The sequence below is a fragment of the Bacillus sp. FSL K6-1106 genome (assembly GCF_038005245.1).
GTDB classification, from domain to species: domain Bacteria; phylum Bacillota; class Bacilli; order Bacillales; family Bacillaceae; genus Bacillus; species Bacillus altitudinis.
In genome coordinates this window covers 501,538-521,962 of record NZ_JBBOSV010000002.1, presented here as the reverse complement: position 1 = coordinate 521,962, position 20,425 = coordinate 501,538, and the positions used below count along the sequence as shown (strand labels likewise).

The window sequence follows — 20,425 nt, the reverse complement described above, 5'->3', positions numbered from 1 at the left end:
CTCTTTATGCATCTGATAGATCTTCCCATTCCGCAAAAAGTGATTCCATCTCTTGATTGAGCGCATCATTTTCTGTTTGAATGGCTTGTACTTTCTCGTGATCTTGGAAAATAGCAGGATCACATAGAAGCTCTTCGTTTTCACCGAGCTTGTCTTCGATGACAGCGATACGCTCTTCAATTTCTTCAATTCGGCGCTGCTTTTGTCTTTCTTTCTTTTTGAGTTCTTTCTCTTCTGCATAGGAAAGTTTTGCTGTTTCTACTGGTTTTTCTGCTTGTTTTTTATGCGTCTCCTGAGTTTGGAGTGCTTCAAGCTCTAATTGTTCGTTTTTCTTTTCAAGATAATAGTCGTAGTCACCAAGGTATTCTTTTGTTTCATTTGGTGACAACTCGAGAACTTTTGTTGCCAAGCGATTGATAAAGTAACGGTCATGCGAAACAAACAAGATGGTGCCTGGATAATCAATTAGTGCATTCTCTAATATTTCCTTACTGTCTAAATCAAGATGGTTCGTCGGTTCATCGAGAATGAGGAAATTGGCTTTTTGGAGCATCAGCTTTGCCAGTGCAAGTCGTGCTTTTTCTCCACCACTTAAAGCATGTACAGGCTTTAAGACGTCATCACCTGAAAAAAGGAAGTTTCCTAAACAAGTCCGAATGTCTTTTTCAGTCATATGGGGATAATCATCCCAAAGTTCATTTAACACTTTTTTGGAGGATGTCAGCTTGGCTTGTTCCTGATCATAGTAGCCAATCGTCACATGAGAACCAAAGCTGATCTCGCCTTTTACTGGTTTTAACGTATCCGTTAAGGTTTTTAAAAGAGTTGATTTCCCGATACCGTTAGGACCGATGAGTGCCACGCTATCCTCACGTTTAATATGAAAAGAGAGGGAGGAGAGGAGCGGCGTTTTTTTATCGTAACTAATATCGAGATCATGCACCTTCAGCACGTCATTTCCGCTTTGCCTCATAATATCGAAATGGAAGTTTGCGGATTTTTCATCTCCTAACGGCTTATCTAAACGATCCATCCGTTCCAGCTGTTTCCGCCTACTTTGAGCACGCTTTGTGGTGGATGCTCTTGCTAAGTTGCGATCCACGAAATCTTGAAGCTTCGAAATTTCTTCTTGTTGTTTTTCATACAGCTTCATATCACGCTCTAGCTGCTCAGCTTTTTGGTCAAGATACTTACTATAGTTCCCTGCGAACTTTTTCATCGCTGTTCTTGACACTTCATATACATGGTTCACGACTTTGTCTAAGAAGTATCGGTCATGGGAAACGATGAGAATGGCTCCTGTATAATTTTGCAAATACTGCTCAAGCCATGATAAGGTATCAATATCTAGATGGTTGGTTGGCTCATCCAAAATCAAGAGTTCTGGTTTCATCAATAATAGCTTTCCAAGCGCTAGACGGGTTTTCTGACCGCCGCTTAAGGATTGGACGGTTGTATGATCTTCAAAATGACTAAAGCCGAGTCCGTGTAAAATGGAGCGAACATCTGCTTCATATTGATAGCCGCCTTGATCTTTAAATGCTTGTTGCAGTCTGTCATAGGTTTTCATTAGAGAATCTAATTCTGTTCCTGTGGAAGAAGCCATTTTCTCTTCTATGGTTCTCATCTCTTGTTCCATTTCTTTTAAATGATCGAAAACGGATAGTAGTTCGTCTTTTAGCGTACGTGTAGACGTCACATCTGTATGCTGTGCTAGATATCCAATGGATAGGTCTTTCGGTTTGATGATCTCACCTTGTTCGTAAGACATTTGACCGGCAATGATTTTTAAAAGCGTGGATTTTCCTGCACCGTTACGACCGACAATGGCAATACGATCCCTCGCTTTGACTTCCAATTTTATATTCGTTAAAACGGTATCAGCGCCAAACGATTTGGACAGCTGATTCACTTGTAGAATCATCATGTAACTTCACCTCTGCTATAATATGTTAAGTGTAGCTTATCAGCAGTAAACCGGCAAATCTTACATACGGCTGCCATGGTCAAATGAAAGACAGATAGGAAAAAATAGTGTATGATTTGAGTGAGGGAGCGTTGAAAGATGAGTCAATTTAGCCACTTTAACGAACAAGGAAGAGCAAAGATGGTCGACATTAGTGACAAATCGTCTACAGTGAGAACTGCCGTTGCTGTTTCAAGCGTTCGTATGATAAAAGAAGTATTTCATCAAATACAAAAGCATGACATTGGAAAAGGGGATGTGCTGTCTGTCGCACAGGTAGCTGGCATTATGGCAGCAAAGCAAACGTCTAGCATCATTCCAATGTGTCATCCGCTTGCATTAAAAGGTGTCGATATCTCCTTTGATTGGGAGGAAGACGGAAATGCGTACATTCTGAACATACAAGTACAGGTGAAAACAAAAGGAAGTACGGGTGTGGAGATGGAAGCGCTCACTTCTGCCTCAGTATGTGCACTGACCGTTTATGACATGTGCAAAGCAATAGACAAAGGGATGATCATCGGCCCGACCTATCTAGTAGAAAAAACAGGCGGGAAAAACGGTGATTTTCACAGAGCATCTGATATTTAAGTTGGAGGATCTTATATGAATATAGACCAGTCAAAAATTCCACAAGCGACAGCCAAACGTTTGCCGCTTTACTACCGTTTTTTAAAAAATCTGCATGCATCAGGAAAACAAAGGGTGTCATCGGCAGAGCTTAGTGATGCAGTCAAAGTGGATTCTGCCACCATTCGCCGAGATTTTTCTTACTTTGGTGCACTTGGGAAGAAAGGGTATGGCTATAACGTCGATTACCTCTTGACCTTCTTTAGAAAAACCCTTGACCAAGATGAAATGACGAATGTCATGCTCATCGGTGTCGGGAATTTAGGGACTGCTTTTTTACACTATAATTTCATTAAAAATAATAATACAAAAATTTCAATGGCTTTTGACGTCAATGAGAGTAAAATAGGAAGTGAGATAGGCGGCGTGCCTGTCTATGATTTGGATAAGCTTGAAGAGCATGTGCAAGAGGTAGGAGATATTCCTGTTGCGATTTTGACAGTGCCTGCCGTAGCAGCTCAATCCATTACAGATCGTTTGATTGCCCTTGGCATCAAAGGAATCCTTAACTTTACGCCGGCTCGATTGAATGTGCCGGAACACATTCGAATTCATCATATAGATTTGGCGGTTGAACTTCAGTCTCTTGTGTATTTCTTAAAGCATTACTCTGTTACACAGGAGGACTGACGAAAAGGGGTAAAGGGGGTGGAGCAAATGGGTCCGATCGGTCCTGGAAGTTTGGTTCTGATTGCGGTTGTTGCGCTCATTATTTTTGGGCCGAAAAAGCTTCCTGAATTAGGAAGAGCAGCAGGAGATACATTACGTGAATTCAAAAATGCCACAAAAGGTTTAGCTGATGATCAGGAAGAAAAAAAGAAAAAAGAAGATCAGTAGAATAGGATGAGCTTCATGAATGTCAAAGATATGCCGCTTATGGAGCATATTGTGGAACTGCGAAAACGTTTAGTGATCATTGCGATGTTTTTTGTCACCTTTATGGTGGCAGGTTTTTTTCTCGCTAAGCCGGTCATTGTGTATTTACAAAATACCGATGAAGCGGCCACACTGACATTGAACGCGTTTAAGCTCACAGATCCACTGTACGTGTTTATGCAGTTCGCTTTTGTCATTGCTCTTGTTTTGACGTGTCCCGTGATCTTATATCAGCTTTGGGCGTTTGTGAGTCCTGGCTTATATGAAAAAGAAAGAAAGGTGACACTTGCTTATATTCCGATTGCACTGCTTTTATTTCTGAGCGGTGTGGCTTTCTCTTATTTTATTTTGTTTCCATTTGTCGTCGATTTTATGATACGGATGTCAAATGATTTACATGTGGAGCAAGTGATTGGGATTCATGAGTATTTTACATTTCTGATGCAGTTAACACTTCCATTTGGCTTTTTGTTTCAGATGCCTGTCGTGTTGATGTTTCTCACTAGACTTGGTATCATTACACCGATGTTTTTATCAAAAATACGGAAGTATGCCTATTTTGTCCTCCTTGTCATTGCCGCACTGATTACACCGCCAGAGCTCGTTTCTCACCTCATGGTTACCTTGCCAATGCTTGTTTTGTATGAAGTGAGTATTGTCATTTCAAGAGTGACCTATCGCAAAATGCAGCAAACAGAGACAGAGGAGAAAGAAAATGATGTTGTCTCATAAAAAAGCATCGTGATCCAAATAGGGGTCACGATGCTTTTTCTATTGTGAAAGAAATTGATTGATTGCTTGAAAGAGATGCTCATAATAGGCAGGTTCATGCGGGACAAAATCATGTACATGGACCTCTCTCTTTTCCTCACGTCGCTTGCCGTCTGCATCCACTTCAAAGCCCTCGATGTTCATTTTTTCGCATTCTCTATTTAAAAGCTGCTGTGCATCCATCAGCCTTGCTCTATAAAGTCCAGCAACTTCTTCTTTCTGTAGATGGACATCCATGTGCTCTTTTTGATCCATATAAAGATACACATGGCAAAACTCACGATCGGTAAACGAAGGCATATGGATTTCATCTTTAATGACACCAGCAAAGGTAAGGTTCTCAAACGAGATGGAAAGACCAAGCTCTTCTTCGACTTCTCTGATGCCATCAGAAGGCTGTTCATCTGCGAGAAGGTGGCCTGCTGCGGTGATATCAAGTAGAGAAGGGAAATCCTTTTTGGAGGGACTCCTCAGCTGAAAATAGAGAAACACTGTGTCATCTTCCTTTTTTAAAAGCCAGAAATGAAAGGTTTCATGCCAAAGGCCCTCAGCATGGATATCAGATCGAGCGGCTGTACCAATCGTTTCATGCTGATTGTTCATGATGTTAAGTTTTTCGTGTTCCATGAAAACATGACCTCCATAAAAAAAACATTTTCCAAACGGCGGAAAATGGTTTTTGCTTTATTTTTGCTGCTGTTTTTTCATTTTGACAGAAAAAGCAAACATTTTTAACGCGATATTGATATTATAGGCCGCAAACACCATCAGCAAAATGCTGTAAAATGACCACATGTCACCTGGATTTTGAATGGCCATATAGGTGAAAGCCACACCTACGGCAAAATAAATAATGCCCCATACGACAGGGTTTCTCATGAGAAAAAGCCTCCAATAATCATTTGCATTGTTTGAGATTGTTCTTCAATCATTTTTCTTACTGGCTCAATCTGCACAAGGATAACGAGCGAATTCATCAGCATATGAGCACCGATGGGCACAATGATTCGTTTTGTTTTCGCATATAAAAAGGCAAATGTAAAACCCATTGCGGTATAGAGCAAGATATGTGGGAAATCATTGTGTACAGCAGCAAAAACCACTGAACTGACAAGTGCGCCAATGAAAAAATTCGTTTTTTCATAAACCACACCAAAAATGATTTTTCGAAAAATGATTTCTTCTAATATCGGTCCAATCAGAGCGATGACGATTACAAGCCATGGAACTGCATCCATAATGGCTAAAATGTTTTGAGTATTTTCGGATTCTCGGCTAATGCCAAATGCATATTGTTCAATCGCCCCCGCAATGGATTGTGCAAAGAGGGAAAGAAAGAAACCGCCAATGATCCAAGCGATTGCCACGCCGACTGATGCCGGTGCTTCATTTCGAAGTGAAGCTTTTGGTACAGTCCGAAGGATGAGCAGAATAATGATTAATCCGACACAGAAGCTAATGATTGTCCAGGTTCCTGACAATTCAGAGAGCTCTGCTTGTGTCATCGGTGTCTGAATGTATCCTAACCATTTCATAATGAACACATAAGGAATCGCAGAAACCTGCACCAATATATACGTTAAGATGATGTACCAATATTGTTTTTTCAAGTAACGAAAACCCCTTTACTAAAAGAACTAGATTTATTGTAACACAAGTCTTCTTTTTCGTTGAAAAGGAAAGAATCGGTGATAAAAAAAGATCATGAAAGCGTAAAAATTTTTAAAGGTTTTTACTTGAAATTACAGAAGACATTCTTTATTATAATAAATGTGTTAGCACTCGTTGATGATGAGTGCTAAAAAAGACTACATATAAAAATTGAGGAGGTTGTTTCTTATGTTAAAGCCATTAGGCGATCGCGTAATCATTGAACTCGTTGAATCTGAGGAAAAAACCGCTAGCGGTATTGTCTTACCGGATTCTGCAAAAGAAAAACCGCAAGAAGGTAAAATTGTTGCAGCAGGTTCAGGTCGTGTACTTGAAAGTGGTGAGCGCGTTGCGTTAGAAGTAAACACAGGCGACCGCATTATCTTCTCAAAATATGCAGGTACTGAAGTGAAATATGAAGGAAAAGAATATTTAATCCTTCGTGAAAGCGACATTTTAGCTGTTATTGGTTAATCACATAAACAAAGATTGAGATATATTTCTAAAAAGACTGAGGAGGTTTCGTTATTATGGCAAAAGATATTAAGTTCAGTGAAGAAGCACGTCGTGCGATGTTACGTGGTGTAGATGCACTTGCAGATGCTGTAAAAGTAACTTTAGGACCTAAAGGACGTAACGTGGTTCTTGAGAAAAAATTCGGTTCTCCACTTATCACAAATGATGGTGTAACGATTGCAAAAGAAATCGAATTAGAAGATGCATTTGAAAACATGGGTGCAAAACTTGTGGCTGAAGTTGCAAGCAAAACAAACGATGTAGCTGGTGACGGTACAACGACTGCAACAGTTCTAGCTCAAGCAATGATCCGTGAAGGTCTTAAAAACGTAACAGCTGGTGCAAACCCTGTTGGCGTTCGTAAAGGAATCGAAGAAGCAGTGAAAGTAGCACTTGAAGGTTTGCATGAGATTTCTAAACCAATCGAAGGTAAAGAATCAATTGCTCAAGTTGCGTCTATTTCTGCAGCAGATGAAGAAGTCGGCAGCCTAATTGCTGAAGCGATGGAGCGTGTAGGAAACGACGGCGTCATCACAATTGAAGAATCTAAAGGTTTCACAACTGAGCTTGAAGTGGTTGAAGGAATGCAGTTTGACCGTGGATACGCTTCACCATACATGGTCACTGATTCTGATAAGATGGAAGCGGTTCTTGAAAATCCTTACATCTTAATCACTGATAAAAAGATCACAAACATTCAAGAAATCCTTCCTGTACTTGAGCAAGTCGTACAACAAGGAAAACCATTATTGATCATTGCTGAAGATGTAGAAGGCGAAGCACTTGCAACACTTGTTGTGAACAAACTTCGTGGAACATTCAACGCAGTGGCAGTAAAAGCACCTGGATTCGGTGATCGTCGTAAAGCAATGCTTGAAGACATCTCTGTTCTAACAGGCGGGGAATTAATCACAGAAGACCTAGGACTTGACCTGAAATCAACTGAAATTGGTCAGCTTGGCCGTGCGTCTAAAGTGGTTGTTACAAAAGAGAACACAACGATCGTAGAAGGATCAGGGGATTCTGCTCAAATCGCAGCACGCGTGAACCAAATTCGTGCGCAAGTAGAAGAAACAACTTCTGAATTCGATAAAGAAAAATTACAAGAACGTCTTGCAAAACTAGCTGGCGGCGTTGCTGTCATCAAAGTTGGTGCTGCAACTGAAACAGAACTAAAAGAACGTAAACTACGCATTGAGGATGCACTGAACTCAACTCGTGCAGCAGTTGAAGAAGGTATCGTATCCGGTGGTGGTACAGCACTTGTGAATGTATACAATAAAGTTGCTTCCATCGAAGCTGATGGTGACGTTCAAACAGGTGTGAACATCGTTCTACGTTCTCTTGAAGAGCCAATTCGTCAAATCGCTCACAACGCAGGTCTTGAAGGATCAGTCATCGTTGAGCGCTTGAAAAACGAAGAAATTGGCGTAGGCTTCAACGCAGCAACAAACGAATGGGTAAACATGATTGAAAAAGGAATCGTTGACCCAACAAAAGTCACTCGCTCTGCACTTCAAAACGCAGCTTCTGTAGCAGCTATGCTTCTTACAACTGAAGCAGTCGTAGCTGACAAACCAGAAGAAGGCGGCTCAGGCGGCGGAATGCCGGATATGGGCGGCATGGGCGGAATGGGTGGCATGATGTAAACACCCTTCGAAAACCCCTTGAAATATAGGGGTTTTTGTTTTGTCTATTTTTTGGTTAAGAGCGTTAAATGAATTGAAACTTTCACCGCTTTACATCCGTTAACTAAAGAGACAGTGATTTTTTTGGTTTTATCTAACATAAAGAGATGATTTTCAAAAGAAAAGCGGTGATCATATGGGCTTTACGACTTGGGTGGCAATTATTGTTGCACTGGCTGTCGTGTTTGGATTGTTTGGATCGAAGAGGCGTGATAAATAAAGAAAGAGTTGAAAACCCACTTTCAATTAAGAAGTGGGTTTTTTGTTGCAAATACAACATTAATCAATTATGCTAACTTTAGTTATTTGTTGTAAATGCAATAAAAGGAGTCGAGGTATATGAAAGAAATTTTGCGGGAGATCGGCGTGATTGCTCGCGCGCTTGATTCCATTAGTAATATTGAATTTAAAGAGTATGATTTAACGAAGGGGCAGTATTTGTATCTTGTGCGTATTTGTGAGGAGCCTGGCATCATTCAGGAAAAACTAGCGGAAATGATTAAGGTGGATCGAACTACGGCTGCTCGGGCTATTCAAAAATTAGAGCTGCATGAATTTATTGAGAAGAAACATGACTCAGCGAATAAAAAAATCAAGAAATTGTTTCCAACTGAGAAAGGGAAAGCCGTCTATCCAATGATCAAACGAGAACATGATCATTCAAATCGGGTAGCGCTGGATGGGTTTTCTGAAGAGGAAGCGAAACAGATTTATCAGTATCTTTTGAGGGTGCGAAAGAATATCGAAAAAGATTGGGAAGATGTGAAAAAAGGCAAAAAGAGAAGCTACTAATGACTAAGGAGGGGTTACTTCATGACCGTCACGCTCATTCGGTGTAATGAACAACATATAAAAGAGCTGCAAAAAATCGGAATCGATACTTTTATAGAAACGTTTCAGGAGCAAAACAAGGCGGAGCATATCGACGCATATGTGAAGACAGCTTTTCATTCGAACCAGCTACTAAAAGAATTACAACATCCCTTTTCACAATTTTATTTGGTTCAAGTAAATGGGCGCCTTGCTGGTTATTTAAAGGTCAATATGGACGATGCACAGTCAGAAGAGATGGGTGATGACACATTAGAAATTGAACGCATTTATATCAAACAGTCCTTTCAAAAACTAGGATTAGGTCGATATTTAATGAATCAAGCCTTTGAAATTGCAGAGAAACACCATAAACGTGATGTTTGGCTTGGGGTGTGGGAGCATAATAAAGCCGCCATGGCATTTTATCAAAAGCTTGGGTTTGTTCAAACAGGAGTGCATGCTTTTCACATGGGAGACGAGGAGCAAATGGACTTCATTATGACCAAAACATTGAGATGATCAAAAAGGGGGAAGGGAACATGCATATACCATCATTCTTTCAAGTGAAAGATATGGAGAAAATCAAATCATTTATTCAATCACATTCATTTGCTACAGTTGTGACGACAACGAATGAAAAGCCCATTGCGACCCATATTCCAGTGAGTTTTCATCAAATTGGCGATTCGTATGTGATCTCAGGGCATATGGCGATTGGGAATCCTCAGTGGAAAACGTTTGAAGAAAATGAGAAGGTGCTTGTCATTTTTCAGGGGTCGCATGCTTATATATCCTCTTCGTGGTATGAGAAAGAAGCCGTACCGACGTGGAATTATCAAGCTGTACATGTATATGGAAAGGCTTCACTGCTTGAAAAATCAGAACTGGTCAAGGAATTAACAGTGATGCTGGAGACATATGAAAGTCATAGAGATCAGCCAGTGTTATGGGATACGTTATCTGAGGAACTGTTAGAGAAACAAATGAAAGGGATTGTGGGCTTCAAAATCATCATTAATGAAGTTCAAGCTGCTTTTAAGTTAAGCCAAAATCGCCATGAAAGAGATTATGCTCGCATTATTGAACAGCTGGAAGCAGAGGGTGAAGTGGAAATGGCGGCTGCGATGAAAAAGAGAGATAAGAATATATGAAAAGAGCACTCTGAAGAAAAAGAGTGCTTTTGTTGTTATCCTTTTATGTTCAAATATTCTTCAAGGGTTTTGTCGCTCTTTTTCACTTTTTTCGCATTTTTTGATCCGAGGTATCTGAGATGCCATGGTTCATATTGATAGCCTGTCACTTTTTCTTTACCTTTCGGATAGCGAATGATAAAGCCAAATTCATGGGCGTGTTTGGCCAGCCATTTCGCTTCTTTCGTATTGGCAAAAGAATCTTCAGCCCAATGTTTTGAATTGGCACCGCCGATATCAAAAGCAAGGCCGGTTTGATGTTCGGAATAGCCTGGTCTTGCGCTAAATCGATCTGCTTGTTTTTTGCCATGAGAGGCGACGTAATTGTTGTACAAGACACGCTGACGGTCGTATGAACGGAAGGTGCTAAAAGCGGTGAGTCGGATGTTTGCTTTTTTGGCTTTTGCTGTCATAGCGTTTACAGCTTTTCTCGCTTGTTTGTTTTCTCCGGGATTGTATGAAGATGGTAGTCTATGTTTCTTATTCACAACCAATATCCTTTTTACATACGTACCTGGCGTTTTAGTGGAAGGAGCAGCATATGAAGCTGGTGAGCTTTTGCCTGCTTTTTTGATATATTGAAAGCTGACGTAACCCGTCTTTCCTTTATATTTTGTTTGAATCCATGAACCATTCTTTTTAAGATAAGGAATCCTTTTTCCTTTTGGAATGGTCAATATCACTGAATATTTTGTTCCAGGCCCCTTTCGAAGATGAACATTCGCTGTTGTCACGTATTTCGGTGCAGCTGCTTTTGCGACTGGTGTCGCATGAGTCATGTGTAAAAAGGGCAGCTGGACAGGAAAGATTCCAAGCCCAAGTACGAGAACCACACTGACAATAATTCCTTTGATCCACGGGTGTTTCATCTTCATTTCTCTCATCCCTTTCAATCTACTAACATACATATATTGAGATAGATTGAAATAAAGTGCAATGGTTTTTTTATGCCAATTGAGATTGAATCATATCATTAGGTTCTCTTTTTTGTTTAAAATTACATAAAAAAATCCACTATTTCCATAAAAAATCAGCTGAATTCCTTATAATAAAAGTATCTGAGAACGGGGAGTGAGTCGAGATGGACCTAAACGTGCTGCAAATGGATCAAGATAGATCAGAGAATGAATTCGCGGTTCTTAATATATCTTCTAAAGAGATTGGTGCTCTATCAAAGGGAGCAGCGGAGCAGATTTTACGAACGGGAGATACGGACCGTATTCATCAGCTGATGTACGTTCCGATTGAAAAGAAAGAAGATTTGAATTGGCTGATCCAATGTGTTGGGGAGGCGCTAAAGAATGAAGTTGGTGATGACGTTGCACTAGAAGTAGCTGATTTGCTCTATTTCTTTGTCATTCCGTATTATGGGAAGTATATGTTGAAAGATCGTCATTTGTATGAGGATATCGATCATTTGCTGGTACGATTAGCATCTAGAGCTCACTCGGATATTGACACGCTGATTGATATCATAAGAGAAGATTTAAATGAAAATATACAATAAAAGAAGCTTGTAGAGCGACCCTCTACAAGCTTTTTTATATCAACTTTATTCAGCTGGAACTGTTTTGACAGGCTCTTTTCTAAACACACCCATGCATCCTGCGATGAGGATTAATACAGCTGGAAGGATAAAGAACATAGAAATAGAAATAATACCACCAATAGCAGATACTAATAATAAAATCCCGCCAAGCTTTGCTTTTTTCTTCACGATAACAGATGCCACAATCGCAAGAATAGAGAAAAGCATCGCTGCCCAGCCTAATCCTGTGATTTGACTCGTACCTGATTCACTAAATGCCGCATCGAGTCCTCCAAAGGCAATGGCAAACATTGCACCGAAAAATCCAAAAATACCTCCAATTAAGCCTAAAACAAATTCCGTTGTTCTTTTCATGATACTTTCCCCCGATATGTAAATAAGAATTATTGGTACTTAAGAACCAACACAATCTTACTCATCGGCATTCTTTTCACAATGTTAATAGTTTTGTTAAAAAAACAAGAAAATCCATAAAGAATTTTCTTGTCCAATTACTGGGCTCTCTCCCAGGTAATCTTTGTTTCATTTGTTGTTTTCTTTCCTTTTGCCAGTACTTTTCCGTTTTCCTGTTTCACGGTAATGTTTAGGTCATAAAAGGAGTAGAGGGCGCCGAGGCTGTCATTTTCCGGTTTATGCAGGTTGTTTTCCTTTTCAGTGGATGCACCAATAGCTAGTGTTTTGGCAAAGTTCAAACCAATGACTTCAGCGTAATCACTATTGGTCTCAGACGAAGCCGTCACGTTTAAGGAAATGACTTTTTTCTTTTGATCAACGGTGATCGCTGTGTCTTTTACGAGCTTAGACTGCTCCATGACCTCTTTCGTTTCATTTTGAATGCGTTCATTAATCGTTGGAAGTGCCGTAGATTCTGTTTTTTCTTCTTTTGCAGTATTTGAGCAAGCTGCTAGGATAGAGAAGGTTGCAACAAGACTCATGAAAACAAGTAGACTTTTTCTCACGTTCTTTCTCCTTTGTTCCAAAGTATGTATGCTTATGTTACCACGAATTGATGTTTTGATTAAAAGAGAAGTGTTGATAAGCTGTGAACAATCAAAAGCACCCAAAGTTGGGTGCTCGTGTTTTATTGTGCTGAAAGGGTTGTACTAAGTGGGATAGACGAAATGACCGTGAATTTTGGAGCCGGAGCACCAGATTCTAGATTTTTGCGTAAAAGAGATGATTTGACGGTGCCGTCCCATTTTTTGTAGACACTTCCAGATGTATTTGCACGAAGCTGTACATTAGAAAAGCTTGCTTGCGAGTAGCTGTTTGTTCCATTATCTTGTACGCCGTGTACCATTTTGACGACATCGAGGTCTTTCAGACGACTAGGGTTGAAAACAGGCTGTTTATAACGCAGTTTCCCGTTGACGTATAGTGACACTGTGCCATCACCATTGTTGATGAGCTTTAAGTTGACACGTGCACCATCTTTAATACTTGAATCGTATTCGCTGTTCCAATATTGACTGCCGCCTTGGGAGCCGGTGCCCAGGAATACCTTATAACCAGAAGATGTTTTTGAAATCCCGCTTTCAACAACGGCAGAACCGAGACCAAGATACCAGTCAGCATAGCCATTTTTAATAGTGGCTGTTTTTGGCAGCACAATATCAGCCGAGATACCTGACCATTTGGCTTCATCCGTTTGTGTCACGATGGCGCCGTGACGAGGACCAGCCGCAGAGGCAGGAATACTTGAAAGCATCAAAACGAAGATCAAACTTACACTCAAAACGATGAACCACTTTTTCATGAAAATTCCTCCTTATCTTTGATTCATTTCTATTATATAAAACGTAAGGGAGGGATCTACTGACAATGTTCTGGCTGTTTTTGGTGAAATTTATGAACAAAATCGGTCATTAAGTGGTCAACTTGTATTCGAATTGTAATGTGACTGTAAAATAACTGGGTGCATCTTCATGTATAATAGGGTCAGAAACCAAATACGGAGGATTTTTTAATGAATAAAAAGCTTATCGCGACAATCGTAACAGTAGCTAGTTTATTTTTAGCGTTTAGTTTCTCACATGGAGCAAGTGCAAAAAAAGTAAGCGGCAATATTACATGGTATAATGGTGTCGGTAAAAAAGGCGCAGATGGAAAAAAACTCGGTCATTGGGATGCAGCAACGAAAATGGGATTTGACGTACCGAAAAAAGGTACAAAACTAAGAGTGACAACAAAAGCGAAACCACATAAAGTGATTACAGTATATAAATATGATGTAGGTAGAATGCCAAACGCAGTATTAGACGTAAGTCCTAAAGCATTCAAAGCACTTGGGTATAAAACAAGTAAAGGTGTCGTCAAAGGGCATTACACTTATTAATACATAGGCATGCAAAGAAGCGGGAAAAGTTTATTTTCTGGCTTCTTTTCTTGTGGAGAGGGTCTGAAAGTCAATGAAAAAATCAACATGGTGGATCATCACAGTAATTGGAGTCGCAGTGATTGCGGCCGTCATCTTTTTCATGATGAAGCCGGGGCAAGAGGCAAAACATGCAGGAAAAGTGAAAACAAATCAAGATGCAAAAGACGAATTGCTTGTTTCATTTACGGATCAAAAGTTAAACAATACTTATTACTTGCATGACAAGGCGCTTCATACAGAGAAACTGACAGCATATCCTTCAATTGCTTATGATCAGGCGAAGCAGCTTTTATATTACACGTATACAGATGAAGACACACAAAAAGTAAGTATACGGGAATTGAATGTGAAAACGGATAAAGAAAAAACGCTCTTTACGAGTGACGATTCAATCGACAGTATGAGACTTTCTGGTGACGGAAAACAGTTATATCTAAGGTATAACAAGGATTCAGGTGAGCAATTTTATGTAGCGTCTTTTGATTTGAAAACACAGAAAGTGAAAGTGTTATATCCAGAAAAAAGTGATGATGATACGGTGAGTTCTTTTGCTTATGATCCAGCATCAAATCTGTTGGCCATTCAGCATTATTCGTTAAAAGAGGATTATAAAAAGACGGATGAGGCAAATGAAAAAGGAATGGATCCTGAACCAACGACCATGAAGATTACCCTACAAACAGGTGAGAAGGGAAAGCGAATTGCACGTATTTCTCAAACCATCAATGATATTTCTTTTTCACCAGATCATAAAAAACTCATTTATACAGAAGTGAAAGTTCGAAATGAAAAAGAAGTATCATCTATTAAGGTGATGGATGTAGATACAGGAAAAACAAAGACACTTGTTAAAAACAGCCAAGATGTGCGTATTTTAAGTGCTGCCCAGCCGCAATTTTCTGCGGATGGTACATCTGTTTATTTCTTAGGTGTTGCAAAGAACGCAAAGGAATTAAAGGATGACACAGGACGAAAGGCGAAGGTCAGAACCATTTTTGAATATGATATTAAGAAGAAAACAGTAGAAACCGCTTGGGAGAAAGAAGGCGGGATTGTTAACAATTTCACTGTCAATCGGTAAAAGGTGCGCGTTCAGTTATTTTATATAACTGGACGTTTTTTTATTTTGTCATGGGATGTGTCGGTGAAAAATGCGGTTTGTGAAATGAACATCACTTTTTAAGCAAGGAAATGAGTGGTATTTTGATATTTTGCTACTGTGACAGAATCAGCGTAAGAGAGTAAAGTAAGTGGAAATAAAAAAACGAGAGGACAGAAGACTTCTCGTTTTCTCTTATTTATTTATTGTTTTCATCTAGTAAGTTTTGAAAAATAAACAAGGCATTAATGGAATGAGGGAATCCTGCAACCTTTGTACAGTGCTTAATGATCTCCATAATCTCTATAACAGAGAGCCCGATATGTAATGCTTGTACAAAATGAGCTTTTAACTCTTCATTACAATCACCTTTTGCAATGAGAGCCGATAATGTGCTGATGGTCTTCTGTTTTTCATCTAATATGAAGTGATTGAATTCTTTTTGTTCACCGAGTTCAATTGTTAGTTGTTCAATGTTTGATCGAATGCTCTCGTTTTCATGAATTGAAAGCTTCTCCCTGTTACCTGCCACTGTTTCTTGCTTGACATGGCAAGTCTCTTTTTCTTCATTCAAATTGAACTCCTCCGTTTTTTATGACGATTTTCTATTTGTTCGTGCATGGTTTCTTAAGTGCCTTTTGATAGAGGTAATGGGTATATAGTAGTATTATCGGTTTACTTCGTCAACTTTTTAAGTGTGGAATGTTCAAAAAAATGCCATTCATGCGATACATTGTTCGTTTTTTCTCATGGAGATTGAAAAGAAAATAGAGGGCTAATATATAGAAGCTGTTAGCCCTTTTCATATTACGCAATTAAGAGAGAGGAGGTTTCATATTTACTAAATGATATCCATCGGCCGCATCATGTCATAATCCTCGTGTTCTAAAATGTGACAATGCCACACATATCGTCCGCTATATGGGACAAACCGAGCGATGATGCGAATGACTTCACCGGCATGCGCCTGAATTGTATCCTTGTAGCCTTGTTCATGCAAAGGAGGCGCTTCATTTGGTCCTGTATACACGATTTCACCTGTTGATTGATAGATGGCTGTATCGAATGGTCTTCTATCAATCACTCTGAATTGAACAAGATGTAAATGAATAGGGTGTGTGCCCCTTGTTGGGTTAACGATGTTCCATACCTCTACACTGCCAAGTCGAGGATTTTCCGTGACAGGATCATTCCAAAACCGGTTATCTAGTAATAAAATCGGGCGCCCATATTTATCTTGTGTGCCAGTAAGCGTTAGCGTCCGCTCGTTATCAGCTCGGCTCGGCCGGAGCGGTGGCAGTGGTTTGAAGATCGGACGTAATGTTTTAGCTGCTCTTCCTTTGAGCGGACGAGTGACTTTAAATTGCATAATGTTCGCATCTGTTTCTGGATTGACATCCTGACCGCAGCCTGCCGTATTTTTTAAAACAATCGTTTTGTTTTCGTAAGCTGAGAAGTCGATGATGACATCAAAACGTTCAGCAGGTGCAATGCTAAAAGATTGGTGATGAACAGGTCTTGGCAAAAAGCCGCCATCAGATCCAATTTGTAAGATTGTGGCGTCGTTATCTAGATGAAGCTCGTAAGTTCTTGTATTGGACGCATTTAAGATACGAAAACGATATTTTCGAGGCTCTACTTCTAAATATGGCCATACTTTTCCATTGACTAAAATCGTTTCCCCGCAAAAAAATGGCACGATAGAGGGATCTGGAAGCTCACTATCTTCTGGTGTGTTATTTGGTCTACTTGGGTAAAACAGTGCGCCATCCTCCTGAAACGTCCGGTCCATGATCATTAAAGGGATATCATATTCATCTTTCGGTAATTCCAGTGATTTTTCAAACGCATCTGAGATCAAATAAAAGCCAGCTAATCCGGCGTATACATTTAATCGTGTCAATGCCATGGCATGATCGTGATACCACAATGTGCATGCTTGCTGGTGATTAGGGTATTCGTAAACCTCTCGTTCAAAGAAGGGGCCGGTTGCTTCAAAGTCTCGCGAAAACCAAGCCTCCGGATAACCGTCACTGCTTGCAGGTGTCACGCCCCCATGCAGGTGAACGACTGTTTTGACTTCGGGTTCATCATGATGTCCAGCGTGAATGGTATGATCGACAGGCAGGAAGTGTTTCAGCGGCAATTTGTTCATCCATTTCACTTTGACCTTTTCATTTCGATTCGCTTTAATGGTTGGACCCGGCAAACTGCCATTATAGGTCCATAGCTTGGTTGGGGGAAGATCTCTATGAACTTTTAGGAACACCTCCTCCATAGCGATTTCATAATACGTTTGTCTTGGGTTTTTTTTGACGGGCTCTGCGACTTCTGGAATTGGCAGCTCGTCAACAAACTTTTCTAGGTTCATGTTGACTAATCCTCACTTAAAATCAATTTGATACATTATAAGTGCGGACATCCAAATAGGTGAATAAAATAAAAAAACCCGCTTTTCAGCGGGAGAATTAAGGGTGTTTATTTTCAAGCGCTGCACTTGCAGGCACTTTTTTATTCGGTTTAAAGATGAAGTAGGCGGCTAGTACACCGATGGTAATGATGCTTGTCAGTATGAGCTGAGGTCTCATCGATTCGATAAACAGCATAGAGGCCAAGATGGCGCAGATGACCAAAATGGTAAAGTACGTAAGGTATGGGAACAGCCACATTTTGATTTTGAGTTGTTCTGGATTTTCTTTTTCAATTTTACGACGCATTCTTAATTGTGAAACGGCAATGACCAAGTAGACAAGAAGTGCAATGGCACCAGAGGCATTGACTAGAAATAGAAAGATGGTTTCAGGGTAAAAGTAGTTCATCATGACGGCAATATAGGAAAAGAAGGTACCTGCGACTGTCGCTGCTACAGGGACACCGCGTTTGCTGATTTTCATAAAACGTTTTGGTGCTTCGCCTCTTTCTGCTAATGAATAAAGCATTCTGGACGTTGTGTATAGGCCGGAGTTTAAACAAGAAAGAACGGCTGTTAAAACAATGACGTTCATGACTTGAGCGGCCGATGGGACACCGATGTATTCTAATACTGCAACGAACGGACTTGTTAAAATATTCGCTGAATTCCATGGGAGTAACGTGACAACGACGGCGATCGACCCGACGTAGAACACAATAATACGCCATACAACTGAACGGGTAGCTGTTGTCACAGATTTGACAGGGTCTGCTGATTCACCTGCGGCAATTGCCACAATCTCGGTTCCCATGAAGGAAAAGATGACAACGACAATCCCGAGGAGTACAGAGCCGAATCCGTTTGGAAGGAAACCGCCATTCCCCGTTAAATTGGCAAGACCTGCAGTATGATGACCGCCAAAACCAAAGATAAATGCAAAACCAATGAGTAGGAATAGAATAATGCTGACGACTTTAATCAATGAAAACCAATACTCAAATTCGCCAAAAGATTTAACAGAAAAGATATTTGTCAAAGTTAAGAGGATTGTGAGGATAAGACTTGTGAGCCAAACAGGTGCATCTCCATACCAATATTGAATAATGGCAGCACCGGCAATGGCTTCGATGGCGATGACGATGACCCAGAAGAACCAGTAAAGCCAGCCGATTGTAAACCCGGCCCACGGGCCGATGGCGTCGCTCGCATATTGTGAGAAAGAGCCGCTTGTCGGATAGGCACATGCCATTTCTCCAAGCATTCTCATAATAAAGATGACCAGAAGTCCGGCAAATGAATAGGAAAGAATCGATCCAGGCCCTGCAGAATGAATGACAGCACCACTACCAACAAATAGTCCTGCCCCAATGACCCCGGCAATGGAGATCATTGAAATATGTCTTGTCTTAAGGTTTTTTTGAAGACCGTTTGTCATGTTGGACATTTCTTTACCTCCAAACATTTCTCTTTTATTCGAGAGTTTGTTTTTAGAATATTTTAAATTTTATCATATTGAATTGTCATTCAGCATTGGACAGGTTATCAAACTGACATTTCAAACCTCTTAACATGATGTTAAAAAGTATAAAGGATTTGAGAGATTATGTTCCCTCATTTTCCTCTGCCCATTCTTAAAAATAGCATAAGAAGGAAGAAAGAAAAGTTGTGTTTTGAAATAAAACTATTCTGACAATTATATAGTAGAGTCATTTTGTTCTTTTTCATTTTTCGGGGTGGTTTTGAAAAACATTGATGGGAGTAGGTCTTGAGGTCAATTGACCTTATAAAAATAAGTTTGCTTAGGTCAACACATTTCTATGTATCCTATTTTGCTGATTCAAGCGAATCATGTTGCTGTAGACCCACACGGGCTTGGCTTTGTAAGATAAATATAGAAAAGTAATGTGTGAGGAGGCGCTGTTCGGTATGGAGCGCTACAACGAATTAAGACAAGGTGAAACAGGTGCTTGGGTCAGCATTATAGCCTATGTGATCTTATCTGCTGTCAAACTGATCATTGGGTATGTGTTTCATTCAGAAGCCCTTTCCGCAGATGGCTTGAATAATACGACAGATATCATTGCTTCGCTTGCCGTATTAATTGGGTTGCGTATTTCTCAGAAGCCACCTGATGAGGATCATCCATACGGTCATTTTAGAGCTGAAAATATTGCGTCACTTGTGGCTTCCTTTATTATGATGCTTGTCGGGCTTCAGGTTTTGCTGAGTGCAGGCCAGTCGCTTTTCTCATCAGAGCATCAAACGCCTGATATGATTGCAGCTTGGACGGCAGCAGGAAGTGCTGTTGTGATGTATGGCGTGTATATGTATAACCGTAAACTGTCTAAACGAATTAATAGCCAGGCGCTATATGCGGCAGCGGCTGATAATAAATCAGATGCTTATGTGAGTATCGGGACGTTTGTCGGAATTATCGCCTCTCAATTTCAGCTGGCGTGGGTTGATACGCTTGCTGCGTTTGTGATTGGCTTAATTATCTGTAAAACGGCGTGGGAGATTTTCAGAGATGCGTCTCATTCGTTAACGGACGGTTTTCATATAAAAGATATGTCTAAATATAAAGAGACGATTGAAGCGACACCAGGAGTGGGCGATTTGAAAGACATTAAAGCTCGTTATCTTGGAAGCACCGTCCATGTGGATGTGGTCGTTGAAGTAGAACCGCATTTAAACATCGCAGAAAGCCATGATATTGCAGATGAAATTGAACGCAGAATGAAGCAGGAACATGATATTTTACACTCTCATGTTCATATGGAACCAGCAAGTGAGCCTAAAGAGGAGCAGAAGTCTTTTCCATCGTGAGAAGGCTTCTTTTTTCTACGTGTTGATGTTTCATGCAAATGCGTGTTGTATGGTAAAGTTA

24 protein-coding genes are annotated in these 20,425 nt (G+C 40.3%); 13 read left to right on the top strand and 11 right to left on the bottom strand.

Features of this window, described 5'->3' with window-relative positions:
• Positions 1–4: 4 nt before the first annotated feature.
• Positions 5–1,927, bottom strand: a complete 1,923-nt coding sequence (locus tag MHI20_RS17240) for an ABC-F family ATP-binding cassette domain-containing protein (RefSeq protein ID WP_045034401.1) — start codon at positions 1,925–1,927, stop codon at positions 5–7.
• Positions 1,928–2,065: 138 nt separating this feature from the next.
• Between MHI20_RS17240 and moaC the strand changes: the two genes are divergently transcribed.
• From moaC to tatC, 4 genes are read left to right on the top strand one after another with little or no spacing between them, the layout of a single operon-like run.
• Entirely contained in the window at positions 2,066–2,557 is a 492-nt protein-coding gene (moaC, locus tag MHI20_RS17235) for a cyclic pyranopterin monophosphate synthase MoaC (protein WP_026050052.1), read from the top strand.
• Positions 2,558–2,572: 15 nt separating this feature from the next.
• Positions 2,573–3,226: a redox-sensing transcriptional repressor Rex gene (locus MHI20_RS17230; protein ID WP_008355687.1), complete on the top strand. Its 654-nt coding sequence runs from the start codon at positions 2,573–2,575 to the stop codon at positions 3,224–3,226.
• A gap of 27 nt (positions 3,227–3,253) precedes the next feature.
• Entirely contained in the window at positions 3,254–3,433 is a 180-nt protein-coding gene (locus tag MHI20_RS17225) for a twin-arginine translocase TatA/TatE family subunit (protein WP_008344374.1), read from the top strand.
• Positions 3,434–3,439: 6 nt separating this feature from the next.
• Positions 3,440–4,204 (top strand): twin-arginine translocase subunit TatC, encoded by a 765-nt coding sequence (tatC, locus tag MHI20_RS17220; protein ID WP_096881072.1) that lies wholly within the window; start codon positions 3,440–3,442, stop codon positions 4,202–4,204.
• A 39-nt stretch (positions 4,205–4,243) separates the two neighbouring features.
• Here tatC and MHI20_RS17215 read toward each other — a convergent pair whose 3' ends face one another.
• The 3 genes from MHI20_RS17215 to MHI20_RS17205 are packed head-to-tail and all read right to left on the bottom strand — an operon-like array spanning position 4,244 to position 5,853.
• Positions 4,244–4,870 (bottom strand): NUDIX hydrolase, encoded by a 627-nt coding sequence (locus MHI20_RS17215; protein WP_098680498.1) that lies wholly within the window; start codon positions 4,868–4,870, stop codon positions 4,244–4,246.
• Positions 4,871–4,927: 57 nt separating this feature from the next.
• Positions 4,928–5,122 carry a YdiK family protein gene (locus MHI20_RS17210; RefSeq protein ID WP_017366710.1) on the bottom strand — a complete coding sequence of 65 codons (195 nt, stop codon included), beginning with the start codon at positions 5,120–5,122 and terminating at the stop codon, positions 4,928–4,930.
• Complete coding sequence (locus MHI20_RS17205; protein ID WP_138278165.1) at positions 5,119–5,853, bottom strand: CPBP family intramembrane glutamic endopeptidase; 735 nt, start codon at positions 5,851–5,853, stop codon at positions 5,119–5,121. Before MHI20_RS17205 ends, MHI20_RS17210 begins: the two co-directional genes overlap by 4 nt.
• Before the next feature lie 229 nt (positions 5,854–6,082).
• Between MHI20_RS17205 and groES the strand changes: the two genes are divergently transcribed.
• From groES to MHI20_RS17180, 5 genes are all read left to right on the top strand, one after another.
• Positions 6,083–6,367, top strand: a complete 285-nt coding sequence (gene groES / locus MHI20_RS17200) for a co-chaperone GroES (RefSeq protein ID WP_003214120.1) — start codon at positions 6,083–6,085, stop codon at positions 6,365–6,367.
• Positions 6,368–6,423: 56 nt separating this feature from the next.
• Entirely contained in the window at positions 6,424–8,058 is a 1,635-nt protein-coding gene (groL, locus tag MHI20_RS17195) for a chaperonin GroEL (RefSeq protein ID WP_007496015.1), read from the top strand.
• A 378-nt stretch (positions 8,059–8,436) separates the two neighbouring features.
• Entirely contained in the window at positions 8,437–8,889 is a 453-nt protein-coding gene (locus MHI20_RS17190; RefSeq protein WP_041506695.1) for a MarR family winged helix-turn-helix transcriptional regulator, read from the top strand.
• A 21-nt stretch (positions 8,890–8,910) separates the two neighbouring features.
• A complete protein-coding gene (locus MHI20_RS17185; protein ID WP_045034404.1) occupies positions 8,911–9,429 on the top strand; it encodes a GNAT family N-acetyltransferase in 519 nt (172 codons plus the stop codon).
• Between the two features lie 20 nt (positions 9,430–9,449).
• Positions 9,450–10,061 carry an FMN-binding negative transcriptional regulator gene (locus MHI20_RS17180; protein WP_212361018.1) on the top strand — a complete coding sequence of 204 codons (612 nt, stop codon included), beginning with the start codon at positions 9,450–9,452 and terminating at the stop codon, positions 10,059–10,061.
• Between the two features lie 35 nt (positions 10,062–10,096).
• Here the strand turns inward: MHI20_RS17180 and MHI20_RS17175 are convergent, their stop codons facing one another.
• Positions 10,097–10,975: a D-alanyl-D-alanine carboxypeptidase family protein gene (locus MHI20_RS17175; protein WP_340940098.1), complete on the bottom strand. Its 879-nt coding sequence runs from the start codon at positions 10,973–10,975 to the stop codon at positions 10,097–10,099.
• Between the two features lie 206 nt (positions 10,976–11,181).
• Here MHI20_RS17175 and MHI20_RS17170 point away from each other — a divergent pair, with 206 nt between their 5' ends.
• Positions 11,182–11,607 (top strand): hypothetical protein, encoded by a 426-nt coding sequence (locus MHI20_RS17170; RefSeq protein ID WP_282901017.1) that lies wholly within the window; start codon positions 11,182–11,184, stop codon positions 11,605–11,607.
• Between the two features lie 45 nt (positions 11,608–11,652).
• On the opposite strand, the gene MHI20_RS17165 is transcribed toward MHI20_RS17170, so the two are convergent.
• The 3 genes from MHI20_RS17165 to MHI20_RS17155 all read right to left on the bottom strand — a co-directional run bounded on the left by MHI20_RS17165 (position 11,653) and on the right by MHI20_RS17155 (position 13,405).
• On the bottom strand, positions 11,653–12,003 hold the full coding sequence (locus tag MHI20_RS17165; protein WP_041506691.1) for a DUF4064 domain-containing protein: 351 nt from the start codon (positions 12,001–12,003) through the stop codon (positions 11,653–11,655).
• 137 nt (positions 12,004–12,140) lie between these two features.
• Positions 12,141–12,608 carry a hypothetical protein gene (locus MHI20_RS17160; protein ID WP_017366718.1) on the bottom strand — a complete coding sequence of 156 codons (468 nt, stop codon included), beginning with the start codon at positions 12,606–12,608 and terminating at the stop codon, positions 12,141–12,143.
• 122 nt (positions 12,609–12,730) lie between these two features.
• Positions 12,731–13,405, bottom strand: coding sequence for a hypothetical protein (locus MHI20_RS17155; RefSeq protein WP_039170029.1), 675 nt, complete (start codon positions 13,403–13,405; stop codon positions 12,731–12,733).
• A 210-nt stretch (positions 13,406–13,615) separates the two neighbouring features.
• On the opposite strand from MHI20_RS17155, the gene MHI20_RS17150 reads away from it, so the two are divergent.
• Positions 13,616–13,984, top strand: coding sequence for an RlpA-like double-psi beta-barrel domain-containing protein (locus tag MHI20_RS17150; protein ID WP_003213878.1), 369 nt, complete (start codon positions 13,616–13,618; stop codon positions 13,982–13,984).
• A gap of 73 nt (positions 13,985–14,057) precedes the next feature.
• On the top strand, positions 14,058–15,107 hold the full coding sequence (locus tag MHI20_RS17145; protein WP_017359848.1) for a hypothetical protein: 1,050 nt from the start codon (positions 14,058–14,060) through the stop codon (positions 15,105–15,107).
• A gap of 217 nt (positions 15,108–15,324) precedes the next feature.
• Here the strand turns inward: MHI20_RS17145 and MHI20_RS17140 are convergent, their stop codons facing one another.
• The 3 genes from MHI20_RS17140 to gabP form a co-directional block, all read right to left on the bottom strand.
• Positions 15,325–15,699, bottom strand: a complete 375-nt coding sequence (locus MHI20_RS17140) for a carboxymuconolactone decarboxylase family protein (RefSeq protein WP_041506689.1) — start codon at positions 15,697–15,699, stop codon at positions 15,325–15,327.
• A 267-nt stretch (positions 15,700–15,966) separates the two neighbouring features.
• Complete coding sequence (locus tag MHI20_RS17135; protein WP_282901089.1) at positions 15,967–17,496, bottom strand: multicopper oxidase family protein; 1,530 nt, start codon at positions 17,494–17,496, stop codon at positions 15,967–15,969.
• A gap of 97 nt (positions 17,497–17,593) precedes the next feature.
• A complete protein-coding gene (gene gabP, locus MHI20_RS17130) occupies positions 17,594–18,982 on the bottom strand; it encodes a GABA permease (protein WP_024719380.1) in 1,389 nt (462 codons plus the stop codon).
• A gap of 482 nt (positions 18,983–19,464) precedes the next feature.
• Between gabP and MHI20_RS17125 the strand changes: the two genes are divergently transcribed.
• Positions 19,465–20,364: a cation diffusion facilitator family transporter gene (locus tag MHI20_RS17125; protein ID WP_008344349.1), complete on the top strand. Its 900-nt coding sequence runs from the start codon at positions 19,465–19,467 to the stop codon at positions 20,362–20,364.
• Positions 20,365–20,425 lie beyond the last annotated feature (61 nt).

Coding starts and splice junctions, on each gene's coding strand:
- MHI20_RS17180 (WP_212361018.1), top strand. CDS start 9,450: ATGCATATACCATCATTCTTTCAAGTGAAAGATATGGAGAAAATCAAA.
- gabP (WP_024719380.1), bottom strand. CDS start 18,982: ATGTCCAACATGACAAACGGTCTTCAAAAAAACCTTAAGACAAGACAT.
- MHI20_RS17135 (WP_282901089.1), bottom strand. CDS start 17,496: ATGAACCTAGAAAAGTTTGTTGACGAGCTGCCAATTCCAGAAGTCGCA.
- groES (WP_003214120.1), top strand. CDS start 6,083: ATGTTAAAGCCATTAGGCGATCGCGTAATCATTGAACTCGTTGAATCT.
- tatC (WP_096881072.1), top strand. CDS start 3,440: ATGAGCTTCATGAATGTCAAAGATATGCCGCTTATGGAGCATATTGTG.
- moaC (WP_026050052.1), top strand. CDS start 2,066: ATGAGTCAATTTAGCCACTTTAACGAACAAGGAAGAGCAAAGATGGTC.
- MHI20_RS17165 (WP_041506691.1), bottom strand. CDS start 12,003: ATGAAAAGAACAACGGAATTTGTTTTAGGCTTAATTGGAGGTATTTTT.
- MHI20_RS17225 (WP_008344374.1), top strand. CDS start 3,254: ATGGGTCCGATCGGTCCTGGAAGTTTGGTTCTGATTGCGGTTGTTGCG.
- MHI20_RS17190 (WP_041506695.1), top strand. CDS start 8,437: ATGAAAGAAATTTTGCGGGAGATCGGCGTGATTGCTCGCGCGCTTGAT.
- MHI20_RS17175 (WP_340940098.1), bottom strand. CDS start 10,975: ATGAAGATGAAACACCCGTGGATCAAAGGAATTATTGTCAGTGTGGTT.
- MHI20_RS17145 (WP_017359848.1), top strand. CDS start 14,058: ATGAAAAAATCAACATGGTGGATCATCACAGTAATTGGAGTCGCAGTG.
- MHI20_RS17240 (WP_045034401.1), bottom strand. CDS start 1,927: ATGATGATTCTACAAGTGAATCAGCTGTCCAAATCGTTTGGCGCTGAT.
- groL (WP_007496015.1), top strand. CDS start 6,424: ATGGCAAAAGATATTAAGTTCAGTGAAGAAGCACGTCGTGCGATGTTA.
- MHI20_RS17150 (WP_003213878.1), top strand. CDS start 13,616: ATGAATAAAAAGCTTATCGCGACAATCGTAACAGTAGCTAGTTTATTT.
- MHI20_RS17230 (WP_008355687.1), top strand. CDS start 2,573: ATGAATATAGACCAGTCAAAAATTCCACAAGCGACAGCCAAACGTTTG.
- MHI20_RS17210 (WP_017366710.1), bottom strand. CDS start 5,122: ATGAGAAACCCTGTCGTATGGGGCATTATTTATTTTGCCGTAGGTGTG.
- MHI20_RS17155 (WP_039170029.1), bottom strand. CDS start 13,405: ATGAAAAAGTGGTTCATCGTTTTGAGTGTAAGTTTGATCTTCGTTTTG.
- MHI20_RS17215 (WP_098680498.1), bottom strand. CDS start 4,870: ATGGAACACGAAAAACTTAACATCATGAACAATCAGCATGAAACGATT.
- MHI20_RS17170 (WP_282901017.1), top strand. CDS start 11,182: ATGGACCTAAACGTGCTGCAAATGGATCAAGATAGATCAGAGAATGAA.
- MHI20_RS17185 (WP_045034404.1), top strand. CDS start 8,911: ATGACCGTCACGCTCATTCGGTGTAATGAACAACATATAAAAGAGCTG.
- MHI20_RS17125 (WP_008344349.1), top strand. CDS start 19,465: ATGGAGCGCTACAACGAATTAAGACAAGGTGAAACAGGTGCTTGGGTC.